This is a genomic window from Paraburkholderia sediminicola (genome assembly GCF_046026895.1).
Classification (GTDB): Bacteria; Pseudomonadota; Gammaproteobacteria; order Burkholderiales; family Burkholderiaceae; genus Paraburkholderia; species Paraburkholderia sediminicola_C.
The window spans coordinates 92098-115403 of record NZ_JAQQEU010000005.1 but is presented as its reverse complement, the minus strand read 5'-3'; the positions used below and the strand labels follow the sequence as shown (position 1 = coordinate 115403).

Annotated in this window: 20 protein-coding genes; 8 read left to right on the top strand and 12 right to left on the bottom strand. The window is 62.6% G+C overall.

The window, feature by feature from the left end; genetic code table 11:
* The first annotated feature begins 129 nt into the window (after positions 1–129).
* On the top strand, positions 130–441 hold the full coding sequence (locus PQR02_RS05590) for a hypothetical protein (protein ID WP_408226669.1): 312 nt from the start codon (positions 130–132) through the stop codon (positions 439–441).
* 560 nt (positions 442–1001) lie between these two features.
* Positions 1002–2147 (top strand): DNA polymerase IV, encoded by a 1146-nt coding sequence (dinB, locus tag PQR02_RS05585; RefSeq protein ID WP_408226946.1) that lies wholly within the window; start codon positions 1002–1004, stop codon positions 2145–2147.
* A gap of 133 nt (positions 2148–2280) precedes the next feature.
* On the opposite strand, the gene PQR02_RS05580 is transcribed toward dinB, so the two are convergent.
* The 5 genes from PQR02_RS05580 to PQR02_RS05560 form a co-directional block, all read right to left on the bottom strand.
* Positions 2281–3735, bottom strand: coding sequence for a heavy metal sensor histidine kinase (locus PQR02_RS05580; RefSeq protein ID WP_408226666.1), 1455 nt, complete (start codon positions 3733–3735; stop codon positions 2281–2283).
* Positions 3732–4418 (bottom strand): heavy metal response regulator transcription factor, encoded by a 687-nt coding sequence (locus PQR02_RS05575; RefSeq protein ID WP_018424874.1) that lies wholly within the window; start codon positions 4416–4418, stop codon positions 3732–3734. The genes PQR02_RS05580 and PQR02_RS05575 overlap by 4 nt, the downstream gene beginning before the upstream one ends.
* 133 nt (positions 4419–4551) lie before the next feature.
* Complete coding sequence (locus tag PQR02_RS05570; protein ID WP_408226943.1) at positions 4552–6039, bottom strand: efflux transporter outer membrane subunit; 1488 nt, start codon at positions 6037–6039, stop codon at positions 4552–4554.
* 23 nt (positions 6040–6062) lie between these two features.
* Positions 6063–7286, bottom strand: coding sequence for an efflux RND transporter periplasmic adaptor subunit (locus tag PQR02_RS05565; protein WP_408226662.1), 1224 nt, complete (start codon positions 7284–7286; stop codon positions 6063–6065).
* Between the two features lie 37 nt (positions 7287–7323).
* Complete coding sequence (locus PQR02_RS05560; RefSeq protein ID WP_408226659.1) at positions 7324–10575, bottom strand: efflux RND transporter permease subunit; 3252 nt, start codon at positions 10573–10575, stop codon at positions 7324–7326.
* A gap of 947 nt (positions 10576–11522) precedes the next feature.
* Here PQR02_RS05560 and PQR02_RS05555 point away from each other — a divergent pair.
* From PQR02_RS05555 to PQR02_RS05545, 3 genes are read left to right on the top strand one after another with little or no spacing between them, the layout of a single operon-like run.
* Complete coding sequence (locus PQR02_RS05555) at positions 11523–11933, top strand: DUF6402 family protein (RefSeq protein WP_408226656.1); 411 nt, start codon at positions 11523–11525, stop codon at positions 11931–11933.
* Between the two features lie 13 nt (positions 11934–11946).
* Positions 11947–12426: a DUF6402 family protein gene (locus PQR02_RS05550; RefSeq protein ID WP_408226653.1), complete on the top strand. Its 480-nt coding sequence runs from the start codon at positions 11947–11949 to the stop codon at positions 12424–12426.
* 14 nt (positions 12427–12440) lie between these two features.
* Positions 12441–12920, top strand: a complete 480-nt coding sequence (locus tag PQR02_RS05545; protein ID WP_408226650.1) for a hypothetical protein — start codon at positions 12441–12443, stop codon at positions 12918–12920.
* Between the two features lie 109 nt (positions 12921–13029).
* Here the strand turns inward: PQR02_RS05545 and PQR02_RS05540 are convergent, their stop codons facing one another.
* A complete protein-coding gene (locus PQR02_RS05540) occupies positions 13030–13464 on the bottom strand; it encodes a VOC family protein (protein ID WP_408226647.1) in 435 nt (144 codons plus the stop codon).
* Positions 13465–13584: 120 nt separating this feature from the next.
* Here PQR02_RS05540 and PQR02_RS05535 point away from each other — a divergent pair, with 120 nt between their 5' ends.
* The 3 genes from PQR02_RS05535 to PQR02_RS05525 all read left to right on the top strand — a co-directional run bounded on the left by PQR02_RS05535 (position 13585) and on the right by PQR02_RS05525 (position 15648).
* Positions 13585–14457: a LysR family transcriptional regulator gene (locus PQR02_RS05535; protein ID WP_408226644.1), complete on the top strand. Its 873-nt coding sequence runs from the start codon at positions 13585–13587 to the stop codon at positions 14455–14457.
* 197 nt (positions 14458–14654) lie between these two features.
* The gene (locus tag PQR02_RS05530; protein WP_408226641.1) at positions 14655–15221 is read left to right on the top strand and encodes a LysE family translocator; all 567 of its coding nucleotides are present in this window, start codon (positions 14655–14657) and stop codon (positions 15219–15221) included.
* 70 nt (positions 15222–15291) lie between these two features.
* On the top strand, positions 15292–15648 hold the full coding sequence (locus tag PQR02_RS05525) for a hypothetical protein (protein ID WP_408226638.1): 357 nt from the start codon (positions 15292–15294) through the stop codon (positions 15646–15648).
* 28 nt (positions 15649–15676) lie between these two features.
* Here PQR02_RS05525 and PQR02_RS05520 read toward each other — a convergent pair whose 3' ends face one another.
* From PQR02_RS05520 to PQR02_RS05495, 6 genes are all read right to left on the bottom strand, one after another.
* Positions 15677–17389: a SulP family inorganic anion transporter gene (locus PQR02_RS05520; protein ID WP_408226635.1), complete on the bottom strand. Its 1713-nt coding sequence runs from the start codon at positions 17387–17389 to the stop codon at positions 15677–15679.
* A 513-nt stretch (positions 17390–17902) separates the two neighbouring features.
* Positions 17903–18958 carry a LacI family DNA-binding transcriptional regulator gene (locus PQR02_RS05515; RefSeq protein ID WP_408226632.1) on the bottom strand — a complete coding sequence of 352 codons (1056 nt, stop codon included), beginning with the start codon at positions 18956–18958 and terminating at the stop codon, positions 17903–17905.
* A gap of 48 nt (positions 18959–19006) precedes the next feature.
* The gene (locus PQR02_RS05510; RefSeq protein ID WP_408226629.1) at positions 19007–20179 is read right to left on the bottom strand and encodes an ABC transporter ATP-binding protein; all 1173 of its coding nucleotides are present in this window, start codon (positions 20177–20179) and stop codon (positions 19007–19009) included.
* 21 nt (positions 20180–20200) lie between these two features.
* Entirely contained in the window at positions 20201–21115 is a 915-nt protein-coding gene (locus PQR02_RS05505) for a carbohydrate ABC transporter permease (protein WP_408226626.1), read from the bottom strand.
* On the bottom strand, positions 21115–22050 hold the full coding sequence (locus PQR02_RS05500) for a carbohydrate ABC transporter permease (RefSeq protein WP_408226622.1): 936 nt from the start codon (positions 22048–22050) through the stop codon (positions 21115–21117). Before PQR02_RS05500 ends, PQR02_RS05505 begins: the two co-directional genes overlap by 1 nt.
* A gap of 10 nt (positions 22051–22060) precedes the next feature.
* Positions 22061–23299: an ABC transporter substrate-binding protein gene (locus tag PQR02_RS05495; RefSeq protein WP_408226619.1), complete on the bottom strand. Its 1239-nt coding sequence runs from the start codon at positions 23297–23299 to the stop codon at positions 22061–22063.
* Positions 23300–23306: the final 7 nt, after the last annotated feature.

Sequence of the window (23306 nt, the reverse complement as noted above, 5' to 3'; positions counted from 1 at the left end):
CGTGCACCACTGCGAATGATCGCGCGAGTTTGTTTGATCGCCACGAGCCAAGCGTAGAACGACCGCTATGGAAAAATACGAATTGATCGTTTGCGTCGAAATTCCATTCCAATCAAGGAGGAACGGGTCATGAACAAGACAACCAGCACATTAATCGCGGCCGTCGCCGCACTCACGCTGTCGGTCGGCGCTCATGCACAGAGCAACAACACGCTGGCGACCCCGACCACCGTGTCGCCGGCCGCCGTATCGCCGGCCAACGCAACGAGCGGCTACGGCACGCCTGGCACTACCAACTCGGACAGCGGCATGGGCACCGGGTCGCCGAACTCGGGCTTGCCGAATAGCACGAACAATAGCTCGACGGCCGTCACCAACGCTCCCGGGAGTCACAACACGCTGGCGACTCCGAGCGTAGCGTCGCCGGCCGCCGGCCAATAACAGCTGTTGAAGATGACAACCAGGCGTTACTGACGGGCGCGTGAGCAATTCAAGCCCCAACAGATCGATACGTCGACACGCTTAGCGTGTGTGTCGTAACGGACTATCCGTAAGAATTCCGCAAAGCTGGAATTCGAGTCCCCTCATTCGCCACCCATCGTACGAAAGACCGCTGCCCTCATGAACAGCGGTCTTTTCTTTATCCCTGACCTCTTCCTGGCAGCAGCTTGTGACCGACCGATTGGGTGGATGCCCGTAGGGGACCGGATAACACCGACTGGCGCCACAGTTCGCGACTGCAGGAAAAAGTTAATGCGACTGGCCTGCCCTGCCATAACGCGCCAGATGGCCGAATTCGCCCCAACGTTGAATGACTGCTGCGCGGTCAATCGAACCAGGCCAACGCGCCTCGGCAGGTGCACATCTCGTGCTCTTTAGTATCATTCGTTTCATCCATTGTTTTTCTGAAGATCTGCAACTTGCGTAATCATTTCAAAACGGCGCCGATGCACGTCGCGTTGGCCCGACAAAACGATTGATTGCCAGTTATGTCTCAACGCATGCCAGACGATAGGCGCATAGCCCATATTGACATGGACGCATTCTTTGCGTCCTGTGAACTGTCGCAGTATCCCGAATTGCGAGGCGAGGCAATGGTGGTTGCTGGTCGTCGCTCGGATGCTCCGCGAGTCAACCCGGACGGTACGCATGAATTTTCCCGGTTGCGCGACTACACGGGCAGAGGCGTCCTGACAACCGCGACCTACGAAGCGCGAGCACTCGGGGTTCACTCCGGGATGCCCACGATGAAAGCAGCCCGGTTAGCGCCGAATGCCATTCTCCTTCCGGTGAACTTCGATTTGTACCGAACCTACTCGCGTCTCTTCAAGGATGCAGTTCGGTCAGTCAGTCCGACCATCGAGGATGTCGGAATCGACGAGGTCTACGCCGACGTCTCACTCCTGAATGACGAATCGGAGCAAATTGCGCGCGACTTGAAGTCCGCCGTCTTCGAAGCAACGAGTCTCACATGTTCGGTCGGAATCGCGCCAAACAAGCTTCTGGCAAAGTTGTGTTCTGACATGCAAAAGCCAGACGGCGTCACGATCCTGACGCCGGCGGATCTGCAGTCCAGGATCTGGCCAATGGCAGCGGGCAAGATCAACGGCATCGGACCGAAGGCGAGCGCCAGGCTTGCGTCTCTGGGCATAACAACCATCGGCGAGATTGCTGCACGCGATGAGCGATGGCTCATCGAACACTTTGGACGCAGCTTCGGGGCGTGGCTTCGAAGGGTCTCTCACGGTCTTGATGACAGGCCTGTGGTGACACATAGCGAGCCTGTCTCGATGAGCCGGGAGACCACCTTCGAGCAAGACTTGCACGCCGTGCGGCACCGGCAGGAACTAGGTGCCGCATTTACCCGCCTATGCGAACAAGTGGCGCTGGATCTGCAGCGAAAGGGTTATCTGGCTCGGAAAATCGGGATCAAGCTGCGCTTCAATGACTTCAAGACGGTAACGCGTGACGTTACCCTTCTGGAACCTATTGCGGACGCGAAAGCTTTGCGATCTGCGGCGACCCAGTGTTTGAAAAGGGTCGAACTTGCTAAATCCATCAGGCTGTTGGGAGTCAAGGCCGGGAACCTGCAACGTGCGGGCGAAACGACAAGCGACGAGTCGCCTCAATTCACGCTGGATTTTTAGTCTCCACCATACGGCATGCGGCGACCGAATGTCTGCGGCGAGTGAAATCGAATCACAAGCTGCCGCTGCTCGGCATGCGTGTGAGCGCCTTGACGCCGGCCAACACGCAAGCGCCGAAGCGGCGCGCGCCGGTTCAGGCCGACTTGCCTTTCGCCAGCGACGAGTAACCGCCCGCTTCGGCCGTCGCGCCGGCGCTCGGGCGCATCGTTTGCGCGCCGCTGTCGATCTGCGAAACCGCGACTGAAAACGCAAATGTGTTGATCCCGCGTTCGCTATGCGCCGACACGGTGCCCCGATGCATCTCCGCAATCGCCTTCACGATCGCCAGACCCAGCCCATGATTTTCGCGGCTATTGGTACGCGAGACTTCCGCGCGATAGAAGCGGTCGAACAGATGTTCGAGCACGTCCGGCGCAATCGGCTCGCCGGGGTTGGCGACCGCGACGCGCAGGTGATCGCCGTCGCGCACGATCGTCACGCTGATCCCGGCGCCCGGCTCGCAATGCTGGATCGCGTTCATCAGCAGGTTGGCGCACGCGCGGCCGAACAGCGAGCGGTTCACGCGCGCCCGCGCGTCGCCACGCAATTGCGCATGCACCCGCGCCTCTTCGAGCGGAATCTCCAGAAACTCCAGCGTATGCGCGACTTCCGCGGCCAGCGACACTTCGATCAGCCCCGTTGCGCGCTCGCCCTGATCGGCACGGGCGAGGAACAGCATGTCGTTGATGATCGCGCGCATGCGCTCGAACTCTTCGAGATTCGATTGCAGCGTGTGACGCAGATCGTCGACCGAGCGGTTGCGCGTCAGCGCCACTTCGGTCTGGCCGATCAGGATCGTCACCGGCGTGCGCAGCTCGTGCGCGACATCCGCGTTGAACGATTCGAGCCGGCCATACGCGCCGTCCAGACGTTCGAGCGCGCCGTTGAACGAGTTGGCGAGATCGTTCAGTTCGAGCGGCAGCGATGCGGTGTTCAGACGTTGCGAGCGGTTGTTCGGGCTCACTGCGGAGGCGTCGCGCGTGAGGCGCGTGAGCGGCGCGAGGCCCAGGCGCGTCACCGAATAGCTGAGCAGCAGCACGGCGAAACTGCCCAATGCGGAGAGCGCGGCGAGCGCCGAACCGAACACGCGCATCGTGCGCACATTGGGCGAATAGCTCGACGCCACCTGCAATTGCACCGGCGGGCGCGCCCCGTAGGCGGGTATGGTCTGCGTGACCGTGAGCATGTCCTGGCCGCCGCTGGCCGGACTCACGCGCGCGTAGCCGCCGGCCCAGCTCTTCGCGACCTGGCCTTCGACCGGCTTGCCGTAGTTGAAATACGGGTCCGCGCTCGACACCGAGTACACGGTGCTGCCGTCGTGCGGCGTCATGTCGGTGAGTTTTTCGCGGGTCATGCGCCACTTTTCCGGCGTGCCCGCATGAAACACGATGATGCGTGCGATCTGCGTGCGATCGTCGAGCGATTCGCGCAGATGATGTTCGAGCTGCGTGCGCAGGATGAGAACGAGCCCGGTGCCGACCAGCGTGAACACGAACAGCGCGACGAACGCGAACATCAGCGCAAGACGGCGGGCAATGGACCGGTTCATGACGTCTCCGCCTCTTCGCGCACCTCCAGCACGTAGCCCATGCCGCGCACGGTGTGCAGCAGCTTCGACGGGAACGGGCCATCGAGCTTCGCGCGCAATCGTTTGATCGCGGTCTCGACCACGTTGGTGTGGCTGTCGAAATTGACGTCCCAGACGAGTTCGGTGATGGCGGTTTTCGACAGAATGTCGCCCTGCCGCCGCGCGAGCACGCTGAGCAGCTGGAATTCCTTCGCGGTCAGGTCGAGGCGCACGCCGTCGCGCGTGGCGCGCCGGCCGATCAGATCGACGAACAGATCGCCGACCGAAATCAGCGTCGACTCCTGCGAGCGCGTGCGGCGCGCGAGCGCATGCAGCCGCTCCACCAGTTCGAGGAAGGAAAAGGGCTTGGTGAGGTAATCATCCGCGCCTTCGCGCAGGCCGCGCACGCGGTCGTTTACATGATCGCGGGCGGTCAGCATGATGACCGGCGTCGATTTGCGCATGCGCAGCGCCTTGAGCACACTGAAGCCGTCGCGCTTGGGCAGCATCACGTCGAGGACGATCACGTCGTAATCGAATTCGGTGGCCAGATGCATGCCTTCTTCGCCGTCGAGCGCCACATCGACGACCCAGCCCTGCTCTGTCAAACCCGAGCGCAGGTAGTCCACCACCTTGTGCTCGTCTTCAACGATCAGCAATTTCATGCGCGTCCCCAGTCGATCGGAGTGAGCGGTTTAGCGCTTGCTCCGGTCCCATGCCACGTAGTTGCTTGACTCTGCATTATACGAAACGCCTTTGAATGCTTTTGCGGGTGCTGCCGCACCATGGACCTGCGGCTCACCGTGCGGGAGCCATCGCTTCCTTCGTCGCGGCAGGCTGCGCCTCTTTCGGCGCGCCCGCCAGGTCGGCGCCGCCATCCCAGCCGCCGCCGAGCGCCTTCACCAGCGCCACCGACAAAGTCATCTGCTGACCGTGGATCTGCACGTCCTGGCGCTCGATGTTGAGCAGCGACTGCTGCGCGGTGATCACGTCGAGATACGCGACGAGGCCGCCCGAATAGCGGTCGGTGGCGAGCGACAGCAGACGCTGGGCATCGCCCACCGCCTCGTGCGACTGCTTCGCCGCGCCGTCCAGCACCGACAGGCCCGTGATGCCGTCCTGCACCTGCTGGAACGCGTTGAGCACGGTTTGCCGGTAGTTCGCCTCGGTGGCCTTGTAGCCCTCGCTCGCGAACTGGACGTTGGCCGCGCGGCGGCCGCCGTCGAACAGCACCTGACTGACCGTCGCGCCGAGCGTCCACATCAGCATGGGCGCGCTCAGGAGACTGGCGAACTGCGTGCTCTCCCAGCCGATCCCCGGCGTCAGCGTCAGGCTCGGAAAGAACGCCGCCTTGGCGACGCCGATCTGCGCGTTGGCCGCCGCCATCGCGCGTTCCGCCGACGCGATGTCCGGGCGCCGTTGCAGCACGTCGCTGGGCACGCCGAGCGGGATCGGCGGGGCCTTCGCGTCGAGCACCTTGGGTTCGATCGCGAACTGCGGGGCCGGCACGCCGACCAGCGCGGCGATCGCATGCTCGAATTGCGCGCGCAGGTTCAGCAGCAGTTGCGCCTGCACCTGCGTGGAGTCCAGCAGCGACTTCTGCTGCAACACTTCGAGCCCCGACACCGAGCCGAGGTCATGCTCGGAGCTTACGTAATCGAGCGCCTTCTGTTGCAGTTTCACCGACTGGTTCAGCACGTCGATTTCGGCGTCGAGTTCGCGCAGCGAGAAATAGTCGGTGGCGAGGTCGGTGGTGAGCACGAGCCGCGCATTCGCGAGATCGTCCGCCGATTGCTGCTCGGAAGCCTTCGCGCCTTCCACTTCGCGCCGTATCCGGCCGAATAGATCGGTGTCGTAGTTGATCGTCGGCCCGAGCTGCAGAGTGTTCTGCACCGTCGACTCAGTCGGCGTCGCGTAGTTGGTCAGCGGCCGGTTCTGCGAAATCCTGAAGCGCGCCGCCGTGGCACTCAGATCGACTTCCGGCAAGCGTTGCGCGCTGGTGTTCGCGAGCGTCGCCTTGGCCTGCTCGTAGTGCGCGCTCGCGGCGACCAGCGTCTGATTCTGCGCGAGCGCCTGGGTTTCGAGCGTGGCGAGCGTCGGATCGCCGAAGCCGCTCCACCAGTCCGGCGAGATCGGCGCATGCGACGGCGTGGCGAGCCGCCAGAACGAATCGGTGTGCCAGGCGGGCGGCACGTCGGCCTCTGGCCGCTGATAGTCCGGGCCGACCGTGCACGCGGCCAGCAACGTCACGCTCGCGACGCTCGCCGCGCCCGCGAGCGTCGTGATCGCCCGGCAGGGACCCGTGAACTTCACGACGCCTCCTTGCCGTTCTTGCCCGGCTGCGCGACCCGCACGTGATCGCCGTCGGCGATCGAGTCGCTCGGGTTGATGATGATCCGGTCGCCCGGCTCGATGCCGCTTTCGATTTCGAGCGACTGACCGAGGTCCCGCGCGATCACGACCTTGTGCAACTGCACGTTGCCCTTCGCATCGACCACTGCGAGACGCGGACCTTCGGCGCGAAACAGCAGTGCATTGCCGGGCACCGACAGTTCGGCGTGCGCCGTCTGCGGCACCGCGACCTGCACGTACGCGCCGGGCCGCAGCTTGCTGTCGGGATTGGGCAACGTCACTTCGATCTGCAACGAGCGGGTGGGCACGTCGATCGCGCCGGAAATGTGCGTGACCGTGCCGTTGAATTGCTGGCCCGGCAACTCCGCCTGGGTGACCACCACCTTCTGTCCGACCGACACGTTCTGCGCGTAAGCCTGCGGCAATTGCACGTAGACCCGCAGCGGGTCCGACTGCGCGAGCGCGAACAGCGCGCGGCTCGTGCCGCTGCCCGCGTCGATCAGATCGCCGACATCGACGTTGCGTTGCGTGACCACGCCCGCGAACGGCGCGACGATCCGCTTGAACGATTCGAGCTGCTGCAGGCGCTTGACGTTGGCATCGGCCGCGGCCAGGTTGGCGATGTCCTGCGTGTAGGTGCTTTGCCGCTCGTCGAGTTCCTGCTGCGAGACCGCATCGCGTTGACGCAATTGCTGCCAGCGCTCTAGCGAGCTCCTGGCGAGGCCGAGGCTCGAACTGGTTTGCTGACGCTGCGCCAATGCCTGCGCGAGTTCCTGATCGATTTCGGGCGTGTCGAGTTCGGCCAGCAATTGACCCTGCTTCACCTGCGTGCCGATGTCCGCGTACCGGTGCAGCAGATAACCGGTCGAGCGCGCGTAGATCGGCGATTCGACGTAGCCGCGCAAGGTGCCCGGCAACAGCGTGTTGCCGCCGCTTTCGGTCTGCGTCGGGCTCACCACGCTCACGTATTGCGTGGCGTTCTGTTGCGTGGTCGCCTCGACAGCACGGCTTTGCATCATGTTCGCGATCACGGTGCGCAACGCGCCCACCGCGAGCAGCAGCAGCACGATGCAGATGGCGATTTTCGCGCGCTTCCATTCGCGATGGCGTGGCGGCAGCACGTGCCCCCCTTCGGTCTCCCGCGTCGGGATCGCTAGCGATGCATGAGTTTTTTCGGTCATTTCAGTCAGCCATCTCAGTCAGCCGTCGTTTAACTTTTTACGCGGGCGCGGCAGCGCCGTCGTGATCCGGCGCGGAGCCGTCTTTGCGGTCTTTGCTGTCGTTGCCACCGTCGCCGCCGTGGTCCGGATGGTTCGTGTCGTCGTCGTTGCGGTGACGGCGCGCAAGGCGGCTATGAATGCCCGCGAACACGATCGGCACGAAGAACAGCGTGGACACCGTCGCGAACAGCAAGCCGCCGATCACCGCGCGGCCGAGCGGCGCATTCTGCTCGGCGCCCTCGCCAAGACCCAGCGCCATCGGAATCATGCCGATGATCATCGCGAACGCGGTCATCAGCACCGGCCTGATCCGGCTCGCGCCGGCCTCGAGCGCGGCGGTGAGCGGCGGTGCCCCGGCGGACAGCCGCTGACGCGCGAACGAGACCATCAGAATACTATTGGCGGTGGCGACGCCCATCGTCATGATCGCGCCGGTCAAGGCCGGCACGCTCAGATGTGTGCCGGTCAAAAACAGCATCCACACGATGCCCGCGAGCGCCGCCGGCAACGCGCTGACGATGATCAGCGGATCGACCCACGACTGGAAATTCACCACGATCAACAGGTAGACCAGCACGATCGCCACCGCCACGCCCAGGCCGAGGCCGAAGAACGAACTGCGCATGGTCTGCACCTGGCCGCGCACGGTGATCTGACTGCCGCGCGGCAGCGACGCGCGCACGTTGTCCACGAGCTTGTCGACCTGATTCGCCACACTGCCGAGGTCGCGCTTCTCGACGCTCACGTACAGGTCGATCACCGGCCTGATGTTGTAGTGCGTGACTTCCGCGAACTGGGTCTGCGGCGAGACCCGCACCAGGTTGCCGAGCAGTTGCGTCGGCCCGTTGGCCGAGCCCGACACCGGCGTGCGCAACAGTTCGTCGATCGACGACACCTGGTACTGCGGCGTCTGCACCGCGACGTTGTACTCGACCCCGTTCTTGTTGTTGAACCAGAAGCCCGGTGACGTCTGCGAACTGCCGGACAACGAAATCAGCACGTTCTGCGCGACGTTGCTCGCGCTCAGATTGAGCTGCTGCAAACGCGTGCGGTCCATCTGAAGGTTGATCGCCGGTTCGTCGAGCTTCTGCTGGATGTGCGTGTCGACGGTGCCGGGAATCAGCCGCACCTGCTTCATCAGCGTGCGCGCAACGTCGAAGTTGCCCTCCTGATTCGCGCCGGAAATCTGCACGTCCACCGCGGCGGGCAGGCCGAAGTTCAGAATCTGCGTGACGATGTCGGCCGGCTGAAAGAAGAACTCGACGCCCGGAAAGCGCTGCGGCAGGAGGGTGCGCAGCTTGTCCATGTACATCTGCGTCGGCTTGTGGTCCTCGTTCAGCGCCACCTGAATCTCGCCGTCGAGCGTGCCGATCGTGCCCGAGTTGCTGTACGAGAGGTTGATGCCGCTATACGGCAAGCCGAGGTTGTCGAGAATCGTGCCCAGCTCCCGCGGCGGCACGACCTCGCGGATCACCTTCTCGACCTCGTCGGCCAGACGCGCGGTTTCCTCGATGCGCGTGCCGGTCGGCGCGCGCATGTGCAGGCGGATGTCGCCAGCGTCGACGCTCGGGAAGAAGTCCTCGCCGAGCACGAACACGAGCCCCATCGACACCACGCAGAAGCCGAGAAACAGACTGCCGAAGCGCCCGCGCCGCACCAGCAGGCTGCTGAGAATCATGATGTACGCGGAGCGCATGCGCTCGAAGCCGCTATCGAAGCGCCGGTAGAGGCGCATGAACAGATTCGGCTTCGCATCGGGCTTGGGCTTGTGCGCGTGGCCCATCAGCATCATCGCGAGCGTCGGCACCAGCGTGCGCGACAGAATGTACGATGCGAGCATCGCGAACACCACCGCTTCGGCGAGCGGCACGAACAGATAACGTGCGACGCCGGTCAGAAAGAACATCGGCACGAACACGATACAGATGCACAGCGTGGACACGAGCGCGGGGACCGCGATTTCGCCCGCGCCGTCGAGAATCGCATCGTGCAGATTCGTGCCCATGTGCAGATGCCGTTCGATGTTCTCGATCGTCACCGTCGCGTCGTCGACCAGAATCCCGACTGCCAGCGCGAGGCCGCCGAGCGTCATGATGTTGATGGTCTGCCCGAGCGCGTGCAGCATGATCAGCGAGGACAGGATCGACAGCGGAATCGAGATCGCGATGATGCACGTGCTGCGCCAGTTGCCGAGAAACAGCAGGATCATCGCGGCGGTCAGCGCGGCGGCGATCAGCGCCTCGCGCACCACGCCCTGCACGGCCGCTTTCACGAACACCGACTGATCGAACAGCGCGGTGATGTTCAGGTCCGGCGGCAACGCGGCGCGCGCGCCCGGCAACAGCCCTTTGAGCGTATCGACGATCGACAGGGTCGACGCGTTGCCGTTCTTCAGCACCGAGATCAGCACGCCGCGATGGCCGTTCTGCCGCACGATGTTGGTCTGCGGCGAGAAGCCGTCGCGCACGTGAGCGACTTCACGCAGATAAGTCGTCGCGCCGTTGAGCGTGCGCACCGGAATGTCGTTGAGCCCTTCCACCGTAGCGGGCGAGCCGTTCATGTTGATCGTGTATTCCTTCGGCCCGATCTTGGCCGTGCCGGTCGGCAGAATCAGGTTTTGCGCGTTGAACGCGCTGACCACGTCGGAAGGCGTCAGGCCTTTGGCGAGCAGCGCGCGCGTGTCGAGGTCGACCGAGATCAAACGCGACTTGCCGCCATAGGGGTATGGCACGGCCGCGCCGGGAATCGTGACGAGCTGTGGGCGCAGGAAGTTCAGCGCGGTGTCGTTCAACGATTGCTCGGAGAGCTTCGGGCTCGACAGGCCGAGCTGGATCACCGGAATACTGGAGGCCGAGTAGCTGATCACCAGGGGCGGCGTCGCGCCCGGCGGCATCTGCTTGAGCTGCGCCTGTTCGACGGCCACGGTCTGCGCAATCGCGGTCTGGATGTTCGCGTTCGGCTGCAGGAACACCTTCAGGATCGTGATGCCCGCGAGCGATTGCGATTCGATGTGCTCGATGTTGTTGACCGTGGTGGTCAAGCTGCGCTCGTTGACCGACGTGATGCGGTTGGCCATGTCCTCGGCCGACAGACCCGTGTACGTCCAGATGATGCTGACCACCGGAATATTGATTTCCGGCAGCACGTCGACCGGCGTGGTGAACAGCACGAATGGCGTCGCCAGCAAGATCAGAATGGCCATCACGATGAACGTGTATGGCCGCTTAAGCGCTACGTTGACGATCCACATTGAAACGCGCCTGAGAAAGTGCAGGTAGGAAGATGGAGGGAATCAGCACTGATGCTAGATCGGTAGCACCAACGCCTGCATGGCGCCAAAATGGCAGAAATGTCAGGAAGCTTGATGTAAGGAGTTTGGGGGTTCAGGCGTCGAAACTTTTGGCGGTATGCAAACGTTTGTTGAATAGAAATAGCCGCTGTTCGATGCGTGTTGGTGCGCGGGGCGTGTCGCGGCGGCGGTGAAGTATCGTGAAGTGTTCGTTCAGACTGATTTGTGCAACGCAAATATTTCACGCCTGGGGTTGTGAATAAGGCCGGTCGACCTCGATGGTCGAGTTGCACCCTAAAGATTGGATCGGTGTCCAACTTGGGGGGCAGTTCATGATGGATTCGACCCGGATCACGTCAAACAACGGGCGACCGACTTCCACTAGTTCGTCGATCGGCGACACCCTTTGTGTAGCTACCGTTCGTTTCAAGTTCTCTTTCCTCGATTACAGGGGAGACTTTGATCGCGGCTTCCTTTTCGCGAATAAGCGAAAAGCATCAACCAATCCGAAACTGTCAAAATGTGTAGATCACATACAAAATCATTTCGAATGCTGGTAGCGTCGATCAATAAGCCTGTTCGCTCCTAATATCACCGCCCCAAAAATGTCTGCATCAATTGACCGAAGCATTTCCTACTACAAGATCAACAAAATATTTTGTACATGGACGCGATACGATGGCGAAGCCGGTTGTCACATCGTAAGTAACACAGTGCTGTCACTGTAAAAAGCCCCGCCAGCGCTCCGCGGTCAACCAAAACCAGGCCCGAAACCGTCCACCAAATGGCCTACTGCGGAACAGCGCGCCGCGAATACATTTTATTTGATATTGCGCTTCAAGAAATGGCTTGACACCCCTGACCCGCCAAAACAAAAAAATCCCATCTAAAAAAAAGAATCCGAAGCGGTGGCACCGTTTGATATTCAGGAGATTCCCGACGCGATGCGTGCCATGTATATGCCGACTGGGGCTAAGTTGATGGAAAAATGGTTTACGGGGGAATTGAACTGCTCTCCCGACGATGCCGCCGAACATGCAATGATAAATCAGAACGGAAAGCCCTATCCGCCTGACATGATAGATACCAAGACCATAAAAATGGATTGGATTTTAAACTTCTCGCGTGCAAAGAAGCAATACGAATTTTTGATTAACACCGCCATCTATAGCGATTTGGCAAGGGTGAAAATTCTGGAGAAGCTAACGCCCTACGCAAGGCGCGGGTATGTCGATCTGAATGCCTGGCAAGAGTGCCCCGACTTGCCATCGCTACACGAGCGCTTCCAATTTCAACTGAGCGGTCGATGGCACGCTTGAACAGAAATTCGCGATGTTCATCGCGGAACAATCGCGAGGAACGCCCGACGATCTAACAGCAGCGCTTGGTTCCTTCAATTTCTACGCGGCAATTGCGGGTGCACGCATCGAGCCCGGAATCATAACGGTGACGCATATCGTGGTGTACGTGAAAGACAACTATACTTTCAACACAAACGCAAATGAAACATCGCAATACCTTGGTCATTGGAACCGCAAAGGCGTTATCGTCGTTCCCACCTTTGTTGCGGCCCAGGTTGCGAACATTGACTGGTTGGAATTCCCGGTCGCAGTCTACACATCTGGCCCGAAGTATAGGGTCTACTATCCCGTGAAAAACAGCACGTTCAGAACGTGGCAAATGAAGCACAGGCAGGGCGGCGACTTCATCATTTACAGCGACTGTGTACCGATTCTCCTCAAGAACCCTAACACCATTTATTACAAATTAACGGTCTTGCGCTGCATACACAGTCAGTGGGAATGGGCGTGATGCTTGTGTGCATCATGATCATCGTATCGTTCTGTTTTCTATTGGTGACACGCTACGTCTTCTCCAGGAAAACTGAACGGAAGGCGAGATTAGAGAAGGCCGGAAGAAGGATCGCCATAGTGGGATCACTTTTTCTTCTACTCGTATTGGCTCTCAAATATCAGGCCGATGCCAGAGCACGCACCAACGCGCCTGTGTCGGGTCAGAGCATATCGACTCCAGACGGTGGCTTATATCTCGCGACGTACGCTTATCTAGGCCGCGAGGAAGTTTTGCTTAGGCTCTATCGAAGAAACGATATGGCATTGATTGCCGAGCGCACTTACACGGAACTCGACGAAGTTGGGCTTGTGTGGAACACGGACAAACTTATTTACGATACTTCGGCGTTTGATGGACACGGGCTATATCGACTTGCCGCCTCCGCTTTTGGATCGAATCCTTGCCCAATTCCCCTAGCGAGGGGGCAAGATGCGTCCACGTTCGGCGATTGAAAAAAATCGCCCGGTTCGTTGAGCGCGAGCCCAAGACGCGTCGCAAAGCTTCGCGACGCGCCTCGTGCCCGCGAACGCAGCACCGCAAGCTTCGCGGCGCGGCCAAAACCTACTTTGCGAACAGCGACGACATATCCGCGAACGCCTTGAACTCCAGCGCGTTGCCCGACGGGTCGAGGAAGAACATCGTCGCCTGCTCGCCGACTTCGCCCTTGAAGCGCACGTGCGGCTCGATGATGAAGTCGATGCCCGCATTGCTCAGCTTGTCGGCGGCGGCCTGCCATTGCTGCATCGACAGCACCGCGCCGAAGTGACGGACCGGCACCGCATCGCCGTCGACCTTGCTGGTCTGACGGTGGCCGATCTCTTCCGGCGCGAGGTGCGCGACGATCTGATGCCCGTAGAAGTTGAAATCGACCCACGCGTCCGAGCTGCGTCCTTCCGGACAGCCCAGCAGTTCGCCGTAGAACTCGCGGGCGGCGGCGAGGCTATGAACAGGAAACGCCAGATGGAACGGCGGCAAAACGTTTTCGGCAACGCTCATGATGGTAAGACTCGCTGGTAGTGGGAGTGGTGTACGTGTGGGGCAAATTTTAACCATGACCAAAATTGGTGGAAAGCGATATATATTTGACCTCACCATCACCAATTTCGATCAATCAAAATGTTCAGCGAGCTGAAGACCTTCATCGCCGTCAGCCAGTACGGCACCTTTTCGGGCGCGGGCGCGCGCATTGGGCTCACGCAATCGGCGGTGAGCGCGCAGATGCAGCGGCTCGAAGAGGAACTCGGTTTCGCGCTGTTCGACCGCACCGGCCGCTCCGCGACGCTCAACGACGCGGGCCGCGAAACGCTCGCGCTCGCCGAGGAAATGATGACGCTCTATGCGCGGCTCTCCGAACGCGGCGCGGTCGCGGCGGAAAGCGGCATGCTGCGGGTCGGCGCGATCGCCTCCGCGCAAGTGTCGTTTCTCCCCGACGCGCTCGCGCGATTTCGCGACGACCGGCCCGGCTGGCGGATTCGCGTCGTGCCCGGCGTGTCGCTGGGGCTGCTCGGGCAAGTGGATTCCGGCGAACTCGATCTGGCCGTCATCATCAAGCCGCCGTTCGCGCTGCCGTCCGAACTCGAATGGCGCACGCTCGTCACCGAGCCGTTCGTGCTGCTCGTGCCGAAGCAACTCGCGCGAAGCCAGCGCGGCTGGCGCGAGCTGCTCAAAAGCGAGCCGTTCATCCGCTACGATCGCACGTCGTTCGGCGGCAGGCTGGTCGACCGCTTTCTGCGGCGCTCGCGACTGAACGTGCGCGACGTGATCGAGGTGGACGAACTGCAGGCGATCGTGCAGCTGGTGGCGCGCGGTATTGGCGTAGCGTTGATTCCGAGCACCGTGGGGCTTGGCAAATGGCCGGCGAACGTCGTCGCGCTCGGACTCGGCGACGCGACGTTTCAGCGTGAGATCGGGCTCGTGCAGCGTCCGCGGCATAGCCGGCAAGCGGTGGCGGATGTCTTGGCCGATTGTATTGGGGCAGCGGCAGTGTAGGCTGACGCGCACGCATGCCTGATTGTCCTGTTGCGCGGTCCGTCAACTGTATCTGTGAGATTCGCGCGATGACGCGCAGAATCGTCGCGCGCGTATCGAACCGCACGTCGAAGCGCGCGTTCCTCCCATGTTTGTTCCGCGCCCGCGCCATCCACAAACTTGCCGCCAGCGCCAACTGCCACCCAGTGCCATAGACCATGATCGCCAGCCCCATTCTCAGCGCCGATGTCCTGATCGCCTACAGCGCCTACTTCGTCGGCACCGCAAGCCCCGGACCCAGCAATCTCGCGATCATGTCGCTCGCGATGAGCGCGGGCCGGCGCTCCGCATTGGCGTTCGCGCTCGGCGTGGTGTCGGGCTCGTTCTCGTGGGCGCTGCTGGCCTCGCTCGGGTTATCGGCGCTGCTCGCCAGGTATTCGGAGGGTCTGGTGGCGATCCGGATCGCCGGTGGGTTGTATCTGCTATGGCTCGGCTTCAAATCCGCGCGTTCCGCCTTCGGCCCCGGCAAGCTGCCCACCGGCGAGGCGCCGCCGAGCGAGCCGCTCAAGCGTCTCTATCTGCGCGGCCTGCTGCTGCATCTCACCAATCCGAAAGCGGTGCTGGTCTGGCTGTCGATCGTCTCGCTGGCCGTGTCGCCCGCAAGCGGCACGTCGCACACGTTGCCGGTGGTGCTCGGCTGCATGGCGATCCGGCGCTGGCTCGACGGCTCGCTCGCGCTGATGTTCGGCATCGCGGGCATCAAGATGCTGACCTCGAAAAGCTAGCGCGCGTTCGGTGCGCGCCGCCGCTCTGCGATACTGTCGCCGTGACGAACGAAGTGGACCAGCCAACACGATGAGCGGCAGCAACGATGTGAACCGGGCGGCGAAACGCTCGCCCTTGCAGAAGCGCTGGTATCTGGCGGGCACGGCCGTGCTGCTCGCGGCGCTGATCGCGGCGGCGCTGATCTATGCGAACGCCCCGCCGCCCGACGAGGCGATCGCCCGCTACAGCGTCGTCGATCCGCGCTATCAGATCGAATTGCAGCAAATCGGCGGCAATGCGGCGGTGCTGATGGCGCAGCTTCATCAATGGTTCGACGGTCTGTGGCACGGTACCGCGCTCGCTTACACCGTCGCCGTATTGGGCATCGCGATCGCCGGTGCATGCTTTTTCATCGGCCACTTGTTCGCCGACGACCCGCAGCACTAGCCACCGCTCCCCGCGAAAAAAATTTCCGCTACGGCGCGTGCTTCACATGCGCATCCGGCTTCTCGATACCCGTCGTGAGCAGCGCCTCGTGCAGCGTGCCGAAAATGCAGCGCTCCTCGACGATCGGCGTGATGCCATGCCGATCCATGTCCGAGCGCAGATATGGGTTCACCCGCGCGAAGATCACCTCGATGCCACCCTGCTTGAGCGCGTTGCACAGCTCGCCGACGGAGCGCGCCGCCGAATAGTCGAGATCGGTGATTGCGCTCGCGTCGACCACGAACCAGCGCACCGCGCTCGGCGCGCGAGCGACCAGACGGCGGATATCGTCGACGAAGAAATGATCGTTCGCATAGAACAGGTCGGCGCCGAAGCGGTAGACGATCAGCCCCGGCGTGGTCTGGATACCCGGCGCGGCGGGCACCGGCACCCAGATGCCGTCCTCGCCGGGGGCGAGCACCATTGTGTGAGGCCGGTAGCTGTGCCGCACGTGACGCAGCAGCGATAGCGCCACCGCGACCAGAATGCCGTGCTCGACCCCGATCAGCACCACCGCCGCCGCCGTGAACAGCGCCAGCGCGAATTCGCCGGGGCTTTCGCGGCGAATCGCAAACAGCGTCTTCAGATTGATCAGGCCGATCGCGATCGTGAACACGATGCTGGCGAGAATGCAGTGCGGCAGATAGCGCAGATAACGGCTGAAAAACAGCAACACCACGACCACCACCGCGGCGAACACGAGTTGCGCGAACTGGCTGCGCGTGCCGGCGAGATCGGCCATGGCGGTTTGCGTCGGGCTGCCGTTCACCACGAACGCGCCCGATAACGCCGCTGCCGCGTTGGCCGCGGCGATCCCGAGCAGATCGGCGTTGGTGTCGACCGGCTCGTGATAGCGCTCGGCGAACACGCGGCTCGCGGCGGCGCTTTGCGCGACGATCATTACGAAACACGAGGCCGCGACCGGCAGCAGATCGAGCATCTGCTGCCATGTCACCGAGGGCATGCTCAACGGCGGCAGTCCGCCCGCGACGGGCCCGAGCACCGAGATGCCACGGGCCGCGAAATCGTAGAGGTCGCTTGCCGCGATCCCCCCGACGACGGCGATCAACGGCACCGGCAAGCGCGGCAAGAAGCGCTTGCACGCCAGAATCGCGACGACCACCAGCAACGAAATGGCGAGCGTCGGCCGATTGATTAGCGCGGCCTCGTGCACCACGAGCAGCAGTTGATCGATGCTGCGCGCGGCGTGTCCGGGCACGCCGAACATGTCGCCCAGCATCGCGATGCCGACCTGCAGGCCGACGCCGGTGAGAAAGCCGACCAGCACGGTACGCGACAGGAAGTCGGCCAGAAAGCCCAGTTTGAAGATGCGCGCGATCAGCAGCAGCCCGGCGGTGAGCAACGCGACCATTGCGGCGAGCGCTGCGTATTCGGCGCTCGGCGCCGGCGCCATCGTCGAGAGACGGCTCGCGAAAATGGTGGCGGTCGCGGAATCGGCGGCCACCACCAGATGCCGCGACGCGCCGAAAAACGCGAACGCGACAAGCGGCAGAAAGACCGTGTAAAGCCCGGTGACGGCGGGCATGCCGGCAATGCGCGCATAGCCGAGCACTTGCGGAATATCCATCGACGCGAGCTGCACGCCGGCCAGCGCATCGTGCACCGCCCCGGCACGGCTCACAGGAAGAACGCCTTTCAGCACGCCGGCGCGCGCCACGATATTCGTCAGGAAACCCCGCATACGCGATACCGCCCCAAACTTAGGTTATCGCGCATCGTGCCGCGACTCGGCACGCGAAGGCAAGACTTGAAGGCTGATCAGCCGGGAGCAATGGCCCACGGCCTGACAATTCAACGCTTGAAGTGACCTGTTTGCGGATCGACGTGCCGCGCAAAACCGAACAGCGCCGCGATGCAAATGGGACAAGCAACCAGAACGACGGCCAACATCACACACCCCGTAACAAAATGCTACGGGCAAGTTTAAGGGTTTGCTAAGTGAATTGAATAAGGGAAAGTAGCAAAGCTCTGTTGCGGAGAATTACAACAATTTTTCGAAACGCCTGGATCTGCTTGCGCGGCAGAGGCTGAAACTCGCCGGAAAACGGCGGAAAAACCACCAATAATCAAGCGGCAAACCGTTGCGGTCCGCAGCGCACTTCGTGCGTGAAAAGCCGCGCCGTCCCTCTTCACGCGGCAATTGGAGGAATACTTCGAGCGAAGCCGTAAGCCATGCAGGCAACCTGTAAGCAGGCTACGCTCCGCCGCGCCTATGCCCCGCCTTCACCGGCGAACCCGTTGCGCCCGGCGCCGGACCCACCGACTCGCGCATCGTCACGCTCACCGGAAACTCGCGGAAGATCTCCCAAGTGGTCCGGTAGCACTGGTTGATCAGCCAGCGCACTGCGTTCTGCGTCAGCTCCGCAGTCGGAATGTGCACCGACGTCAGTCCCGGCGCCGCATAAGCGGCCGAGTAATCGTCGTCGTAGCCGATCACCGACATCTCGTCCGGCACCGCAATGCCCGCCTGGTGCAGACGCGCGAGCGCGCTCACCGCCATCGTGTCGTTCGCGCAGAAGAGGCCGGTGACGCGCCGCTTCGAATCGAGCAGCTTCTGCGCGGCGGCGTAGCCGCCTTCCGGCGAGAAGTCCGATTCGATCAGCGTGACGTCGTCGCGCGCAATGCCTTCACGCGCCAGTTCGGCGAAGAAGCCTTCGAGCCGCGCCTGGTTGTCCGACGAAGTGAACGGCCCCGAAATCACCGCGATGTCCCGGTGCCCATGATCGAGCAGCGTGCGCGCCGCCAGCTCGCCGCCGCGCGGATGGTCGGCGCAAAACGACGCCTCCGGCAACTGCTCGAACGCGCGGTTGAGAAACACCATCTTCGGATGCATCGCGTGCAGCATGATCAGATCTTCGTCATGCAGATCGTGGCTGATCACCACCACGCCGTCGCAATCGCGGCCGATCAGAAAGCGTACCGCCTCGATCGCCTGTTCGCGCGGCGACACTTCTCCGCAGCCGGTCGCCACCACCACGTGACGGTGCACCGCGCGCAGTTCGGCGTCGGTCTGCTTGAGAATGGTGCCGTAGTAGGAGCCGAAAAAGGTCGGCACAAAAATGCCGATGATGCCGAGCGACTGCGTCGCCATGGCCCGGCCGATCGACGACGGGCGAAAGTTCAGCGCCTCGATCGCCGCCTTCACGCGGGCGGCGGCATCGGCCGAGATGGGTCCTTTACCGGAAATGGCCCGCGAAGCAGTGGACATGCCTACGCCGGCCAGTGCCGCGACATCCTTGAGTGTTGCCACGCGGTTCTCCGTCATGCCTTGTTGATTGCAACCGCGCCGTCTCCAGCGCTACAAACGCGCGCCGCTCGCCTCCTCGAACAGGCAGACGTGGGCGGCTTCGAACGAGAATGTCGCGCTATCGCCGAGCGTGAGCGGCGCCCTGCCCTGGTCGATCGACGCGATCTGCTCGCCATGATAGTCGAGCCAGATGATGCGGTGGTTGCCCATTGGCTCCACCAGCGACACTTTTGCACGCTCGCTCGAACCCTCGGCGAGCCGCACGTCTTCGGCGCGCACGCCGAGCACACAGGGCACAGGGGGCAGCCCTCGCGCCGGTGTCTGCCTGAACGGGTAAGCCGACACGTCCAGTTGCCAGTGCGGGGTGCAAAAGTGCAGCGCGCCGTTGCGCTCTTCGAGCGAGCCCGTGAGCAGGTTCATCGCGGGCGTGCCGAGGAAGGTTGCGACGAACAGGTTGTCGGGGCGCGCGTAGACTTCGGCGGGCGTGCCGAACTGCTGGATCACGCCGCCGCGCATCACCGCGATGCGGGTGGCGAGCGTCATCGCTTCGACCTGATCGTGGGTCACGTAGATCATCGTCGCGCCGAGGCGTTGATGCAGCTGCTTGAGTTCGCGGCGCAGTTCGGTGCGCAGCTTGGCGTCGAGATTCGACAACGGTTCGTCGAACAGGAACACGTCGGCTTCGCGCACGATCGCGCGGCCGATCGCCACGCGCTGCCGCTGGCCGCCCGACAGTTGCGCCGGTTTGCGCTTGAGCAGCGGGCCGAGTTGCAGCATCTCGGAGGCGCGCGCCACGCGCCGCGCGATCTCCGCCTTCGGCGTGCCGTTGATGCGCAGCGCGAACGACAGATTGCGCTCGACGTTCATGGTCGGATAGAGCGCATACGACTGGAACACCAGCGCGATGCGCCGGTCTTTCGGGTCGGCCCACGTCATGTCTTCGCCGGCGATCTCGATGCTGCCGTCGCTCACGTCGATCAACCCGGCGATGCTGTGAAGCAACGTGGACTTGCCGCAGCCCGATGGACCGAGCAGCACGATGAACTCGCCGGCCTGCACGTCGAGATCGAGGTTCTCGATCACGGTGTTCGTGCCGAGGCGAATGGTCAGATTGCGCACCGCCACGTTGGCCGGATTCGTGAGATCCGCCGCGTCCGCCACGCCGGCCCCGCTCACTCCGTCGCCCACGTCAGCCGCATTTGCCACACCAGCCATGTTTGTCATGCCGTTGCCTTTGCCCTATCCCTATCCCTTGACAGCGCCGGACGCAATGCCGCGCACGAACCAGCGCCCCGAAATGAAATAGACCGCGAGCGGTACCATCGAAGTCAGAATGGTCGCCGCCATGTTGACGTTATAGAGGCGCTCGCCGGTCGTCGTATTGATGATGTTGTTCAGCTGCACCGTCATCGGCAGGTTTTTCGTGCCGGCGAACACGAGACCGAGAATGAAGTCGTTCCAGATGTTCGTCACCTGCATGATGAGCGCCACCACGATGATCGGCGTGGACATCGGCAGCATCAGTTGCAGGAAGATGCGCCAGAAGCCGCCGCCGTCGATCCGCGCCGCCTTGAACAGCTCCTGCGGAATCGACACGTAGTAGTTGCGAAACAGCAGCGTCATCACCGGCATGCCGAAGATCGTGTGAATCACGACGATGCCCGGCAGCGAACTGAACAGATGCACGCTCGCCAGCACCCGCACGAGCGGATAGACCATCACCTGAATCGGAATGAACGCGCCCATCAGCAGCACGCCGAACAGCACGCCCGCACCGCGCGGCCGCCAGAACGACAGCGCGTAGCCGTTCACCGCGCCGACCACGATCGACAGGATCGTGCTCGGCACGACGATGCGCACCGAGTTCCAGAAGCCGACCCGGATACCGTTGCAATCGAGCCCGGTGCACGCGGACTGCCACGCGGCGCTCCATGCGTCGAGCGTGAAATGCGTGGGGAACGCCAGCAGATTGCCGAGCCGGATTTCGCTCATCGGCTTGACCGAGGTGACGAGCATCACGTAAAGCGGCAGCAGGAAGAACAGCGCCGCCGTCAGCAAAAATGCGTAGATGCCGAGGCGCGCCGGCGTGAAAACCGTGCGCCGCCGCTTGCGCGCGTGGCTCGGCGCGGCGCTTTTCAGCGGAGAACCGAGCGTGTTCATCACACCTCCTGGCGCTTGGCCGCGCGGCTGCGGGCATAGAAGAACGGCGTGAGTATCGCGAGCACCGTCGCCAGCAGCACGATCGACGCCGCCGAAGCGAGGCCGATATTGGCGCGCCCGAACAGATAATCCATGATGAACTTGGCCGGCACTTCGCTGGCGGTGCCGGGGCCCCCCTGGGTCATCGCGACTACCGCGTCGTACAGCTTCACGACCATCACGAACAGCAGCACGAAGGCGGTGGATATCGACGGTCCGAGCATCGGCACGACGATGCTCGCATACACGCGCCAACGCGGAATGCCGTCGATGCGCGCGGCCTTCCACAGTTCGTCGTCGATGCCGCGCAGGCCCGCGAGCAGCAGCGCCATTACGAGGCCCGACGCCTGCCACACCGTCGCGATCACGAGGGTGTAGATCACCCAGTCCTGATCGACGATCCAGTCGAAGCGCGCGTGCACGAAGCCGAGCTTGTGCAGCACGGCTTGCGCGCCCAGCTGCGGATTGAGAATCCATTGCCAGACGAGTCCCGTCGCGACGAACGACATCGCATACGGATAGAGAAACACCGTGCGCAACGCGCCTTCGGCGACCACGCGCTGATCGATGAAAATCGCCAGCAGCAAACCGATCACCATGCACGCGACGATGAAGCACGCGCCGTAGATCACGATGTTTTGCAGCGACAGCAACCAGCGGTCGTTATGGAAGAGCCGCACGTATTGCGTGAAGCCCGCGAAGTCGCCCGAAGGAAACGTGCGCGAATTGCTGAGCGACACCCGCGCGGTCCAGACCATCGTGCCGAGATACGCGAACACGACGGTCAGGACCATCGGCAGCAGCGCCAGCCACGCCGCGATGGAAATACGCTTCCCGAGCGGCTTGTGGCGGGGCTGGTCGCCCCGCCGGGCGGCTGGCAGCTTGAGCGCGTGCATTGCCGGACGCCTAGCTCTTCAACGCGCTGGCAAACGCTTTCTGCGCATCGTCGACCGACTGGTTCTTGTTCCAGAAGTTGGTGACGACGTCGATCAGCGCGCCTTGCGTGTCAGGCGAGAGCAGCATTTCCGGATTCGGCAGCTGACGCGACTTGTCCTTCATGATCGCTATGCCCTCCTTCGCGCAGATGTCCAGACTGGCGGCGTCCACGTCGGGGCGAATCGGAATCGAGCCCTTCTTCGCGCTGAACGCGACCTGCGCGGACGGCGAGGTCATCACCGTGGCCAGCAGGTTCTGTGCCTTGATCGCATTGGCGTTGTCGGTCTTCGGGAACACGAACACGTCGCCCGCGACCAGATACGGCGAATGCGGACCGAAGCCGGGGAAGCAGCCGAAGTCCTTGCCCGCGCTCTGGTTGGCCGCCGAGAATTCGCCCTTGGCCCAGTCGCCCATGATCTGCACGCCGGCCTTGCCGGAAATCACGAGCGCGGTCGCGTCGTTCCAGTTGCGGCCGGGCGAGCCCGGATCGACGAAATCGTGCAGACGCTTGAACGACGTCAGCACTTTCTTGAACGCATCCGACTTCACCGCGTTCACGTCGCGGTCGCGATACACCTTCATGTACAGATCGGGGCCGCCCACGTCGGCGAGCACCGCGTCGAAGGTGATCTTCTCCTGCCACGGCTGGCCGCCGAATGCGAGCGGAATCACGCCCGCGCTCTTCAGCTTGCCGAGGTCGGCGATGAACTCGTCGTAGCTTTTCGGCTCGGCGGCGATGCCGGCCTTCTGGAACACCGGCTTCGAGTAGAAGAACCAGGCCGGCATGTGGATGTCGACCGGCGCGGCATAGTAGTGGCCCTTCACCTTGATGCTGTCGATGATCGACGCCGGGAACACGCCGTTCCAGTTTTCCTTCGCGGCAACGTCGTCGACGTTGTTCAAGAGGCCCTGATCGATCAGGTCGTGAAACTGCTTGGACGTATTGAACTGCGCGGCCGTGGGTGGATCGCCGCCGACGATCCGGTTGATCGCCGTGGAGCGCGCCTGATCGGCGCCCGCCACCGCGTTGTCGACCCATTGGCCGCCGGCCTTGTCATAGGCATCGGCAAACTGGCGAATCGCGGCCGACTCGCCCCCCGAGGTCCACCAGTGAATCACGTTGGCCTTCAGGGGCTCCGCATGCGCGACGACGCCATATAACGTCAGTGCTGCAACCACGCCTCGCAAGACCATTTTTCTGCTGTTCATTCCGTCT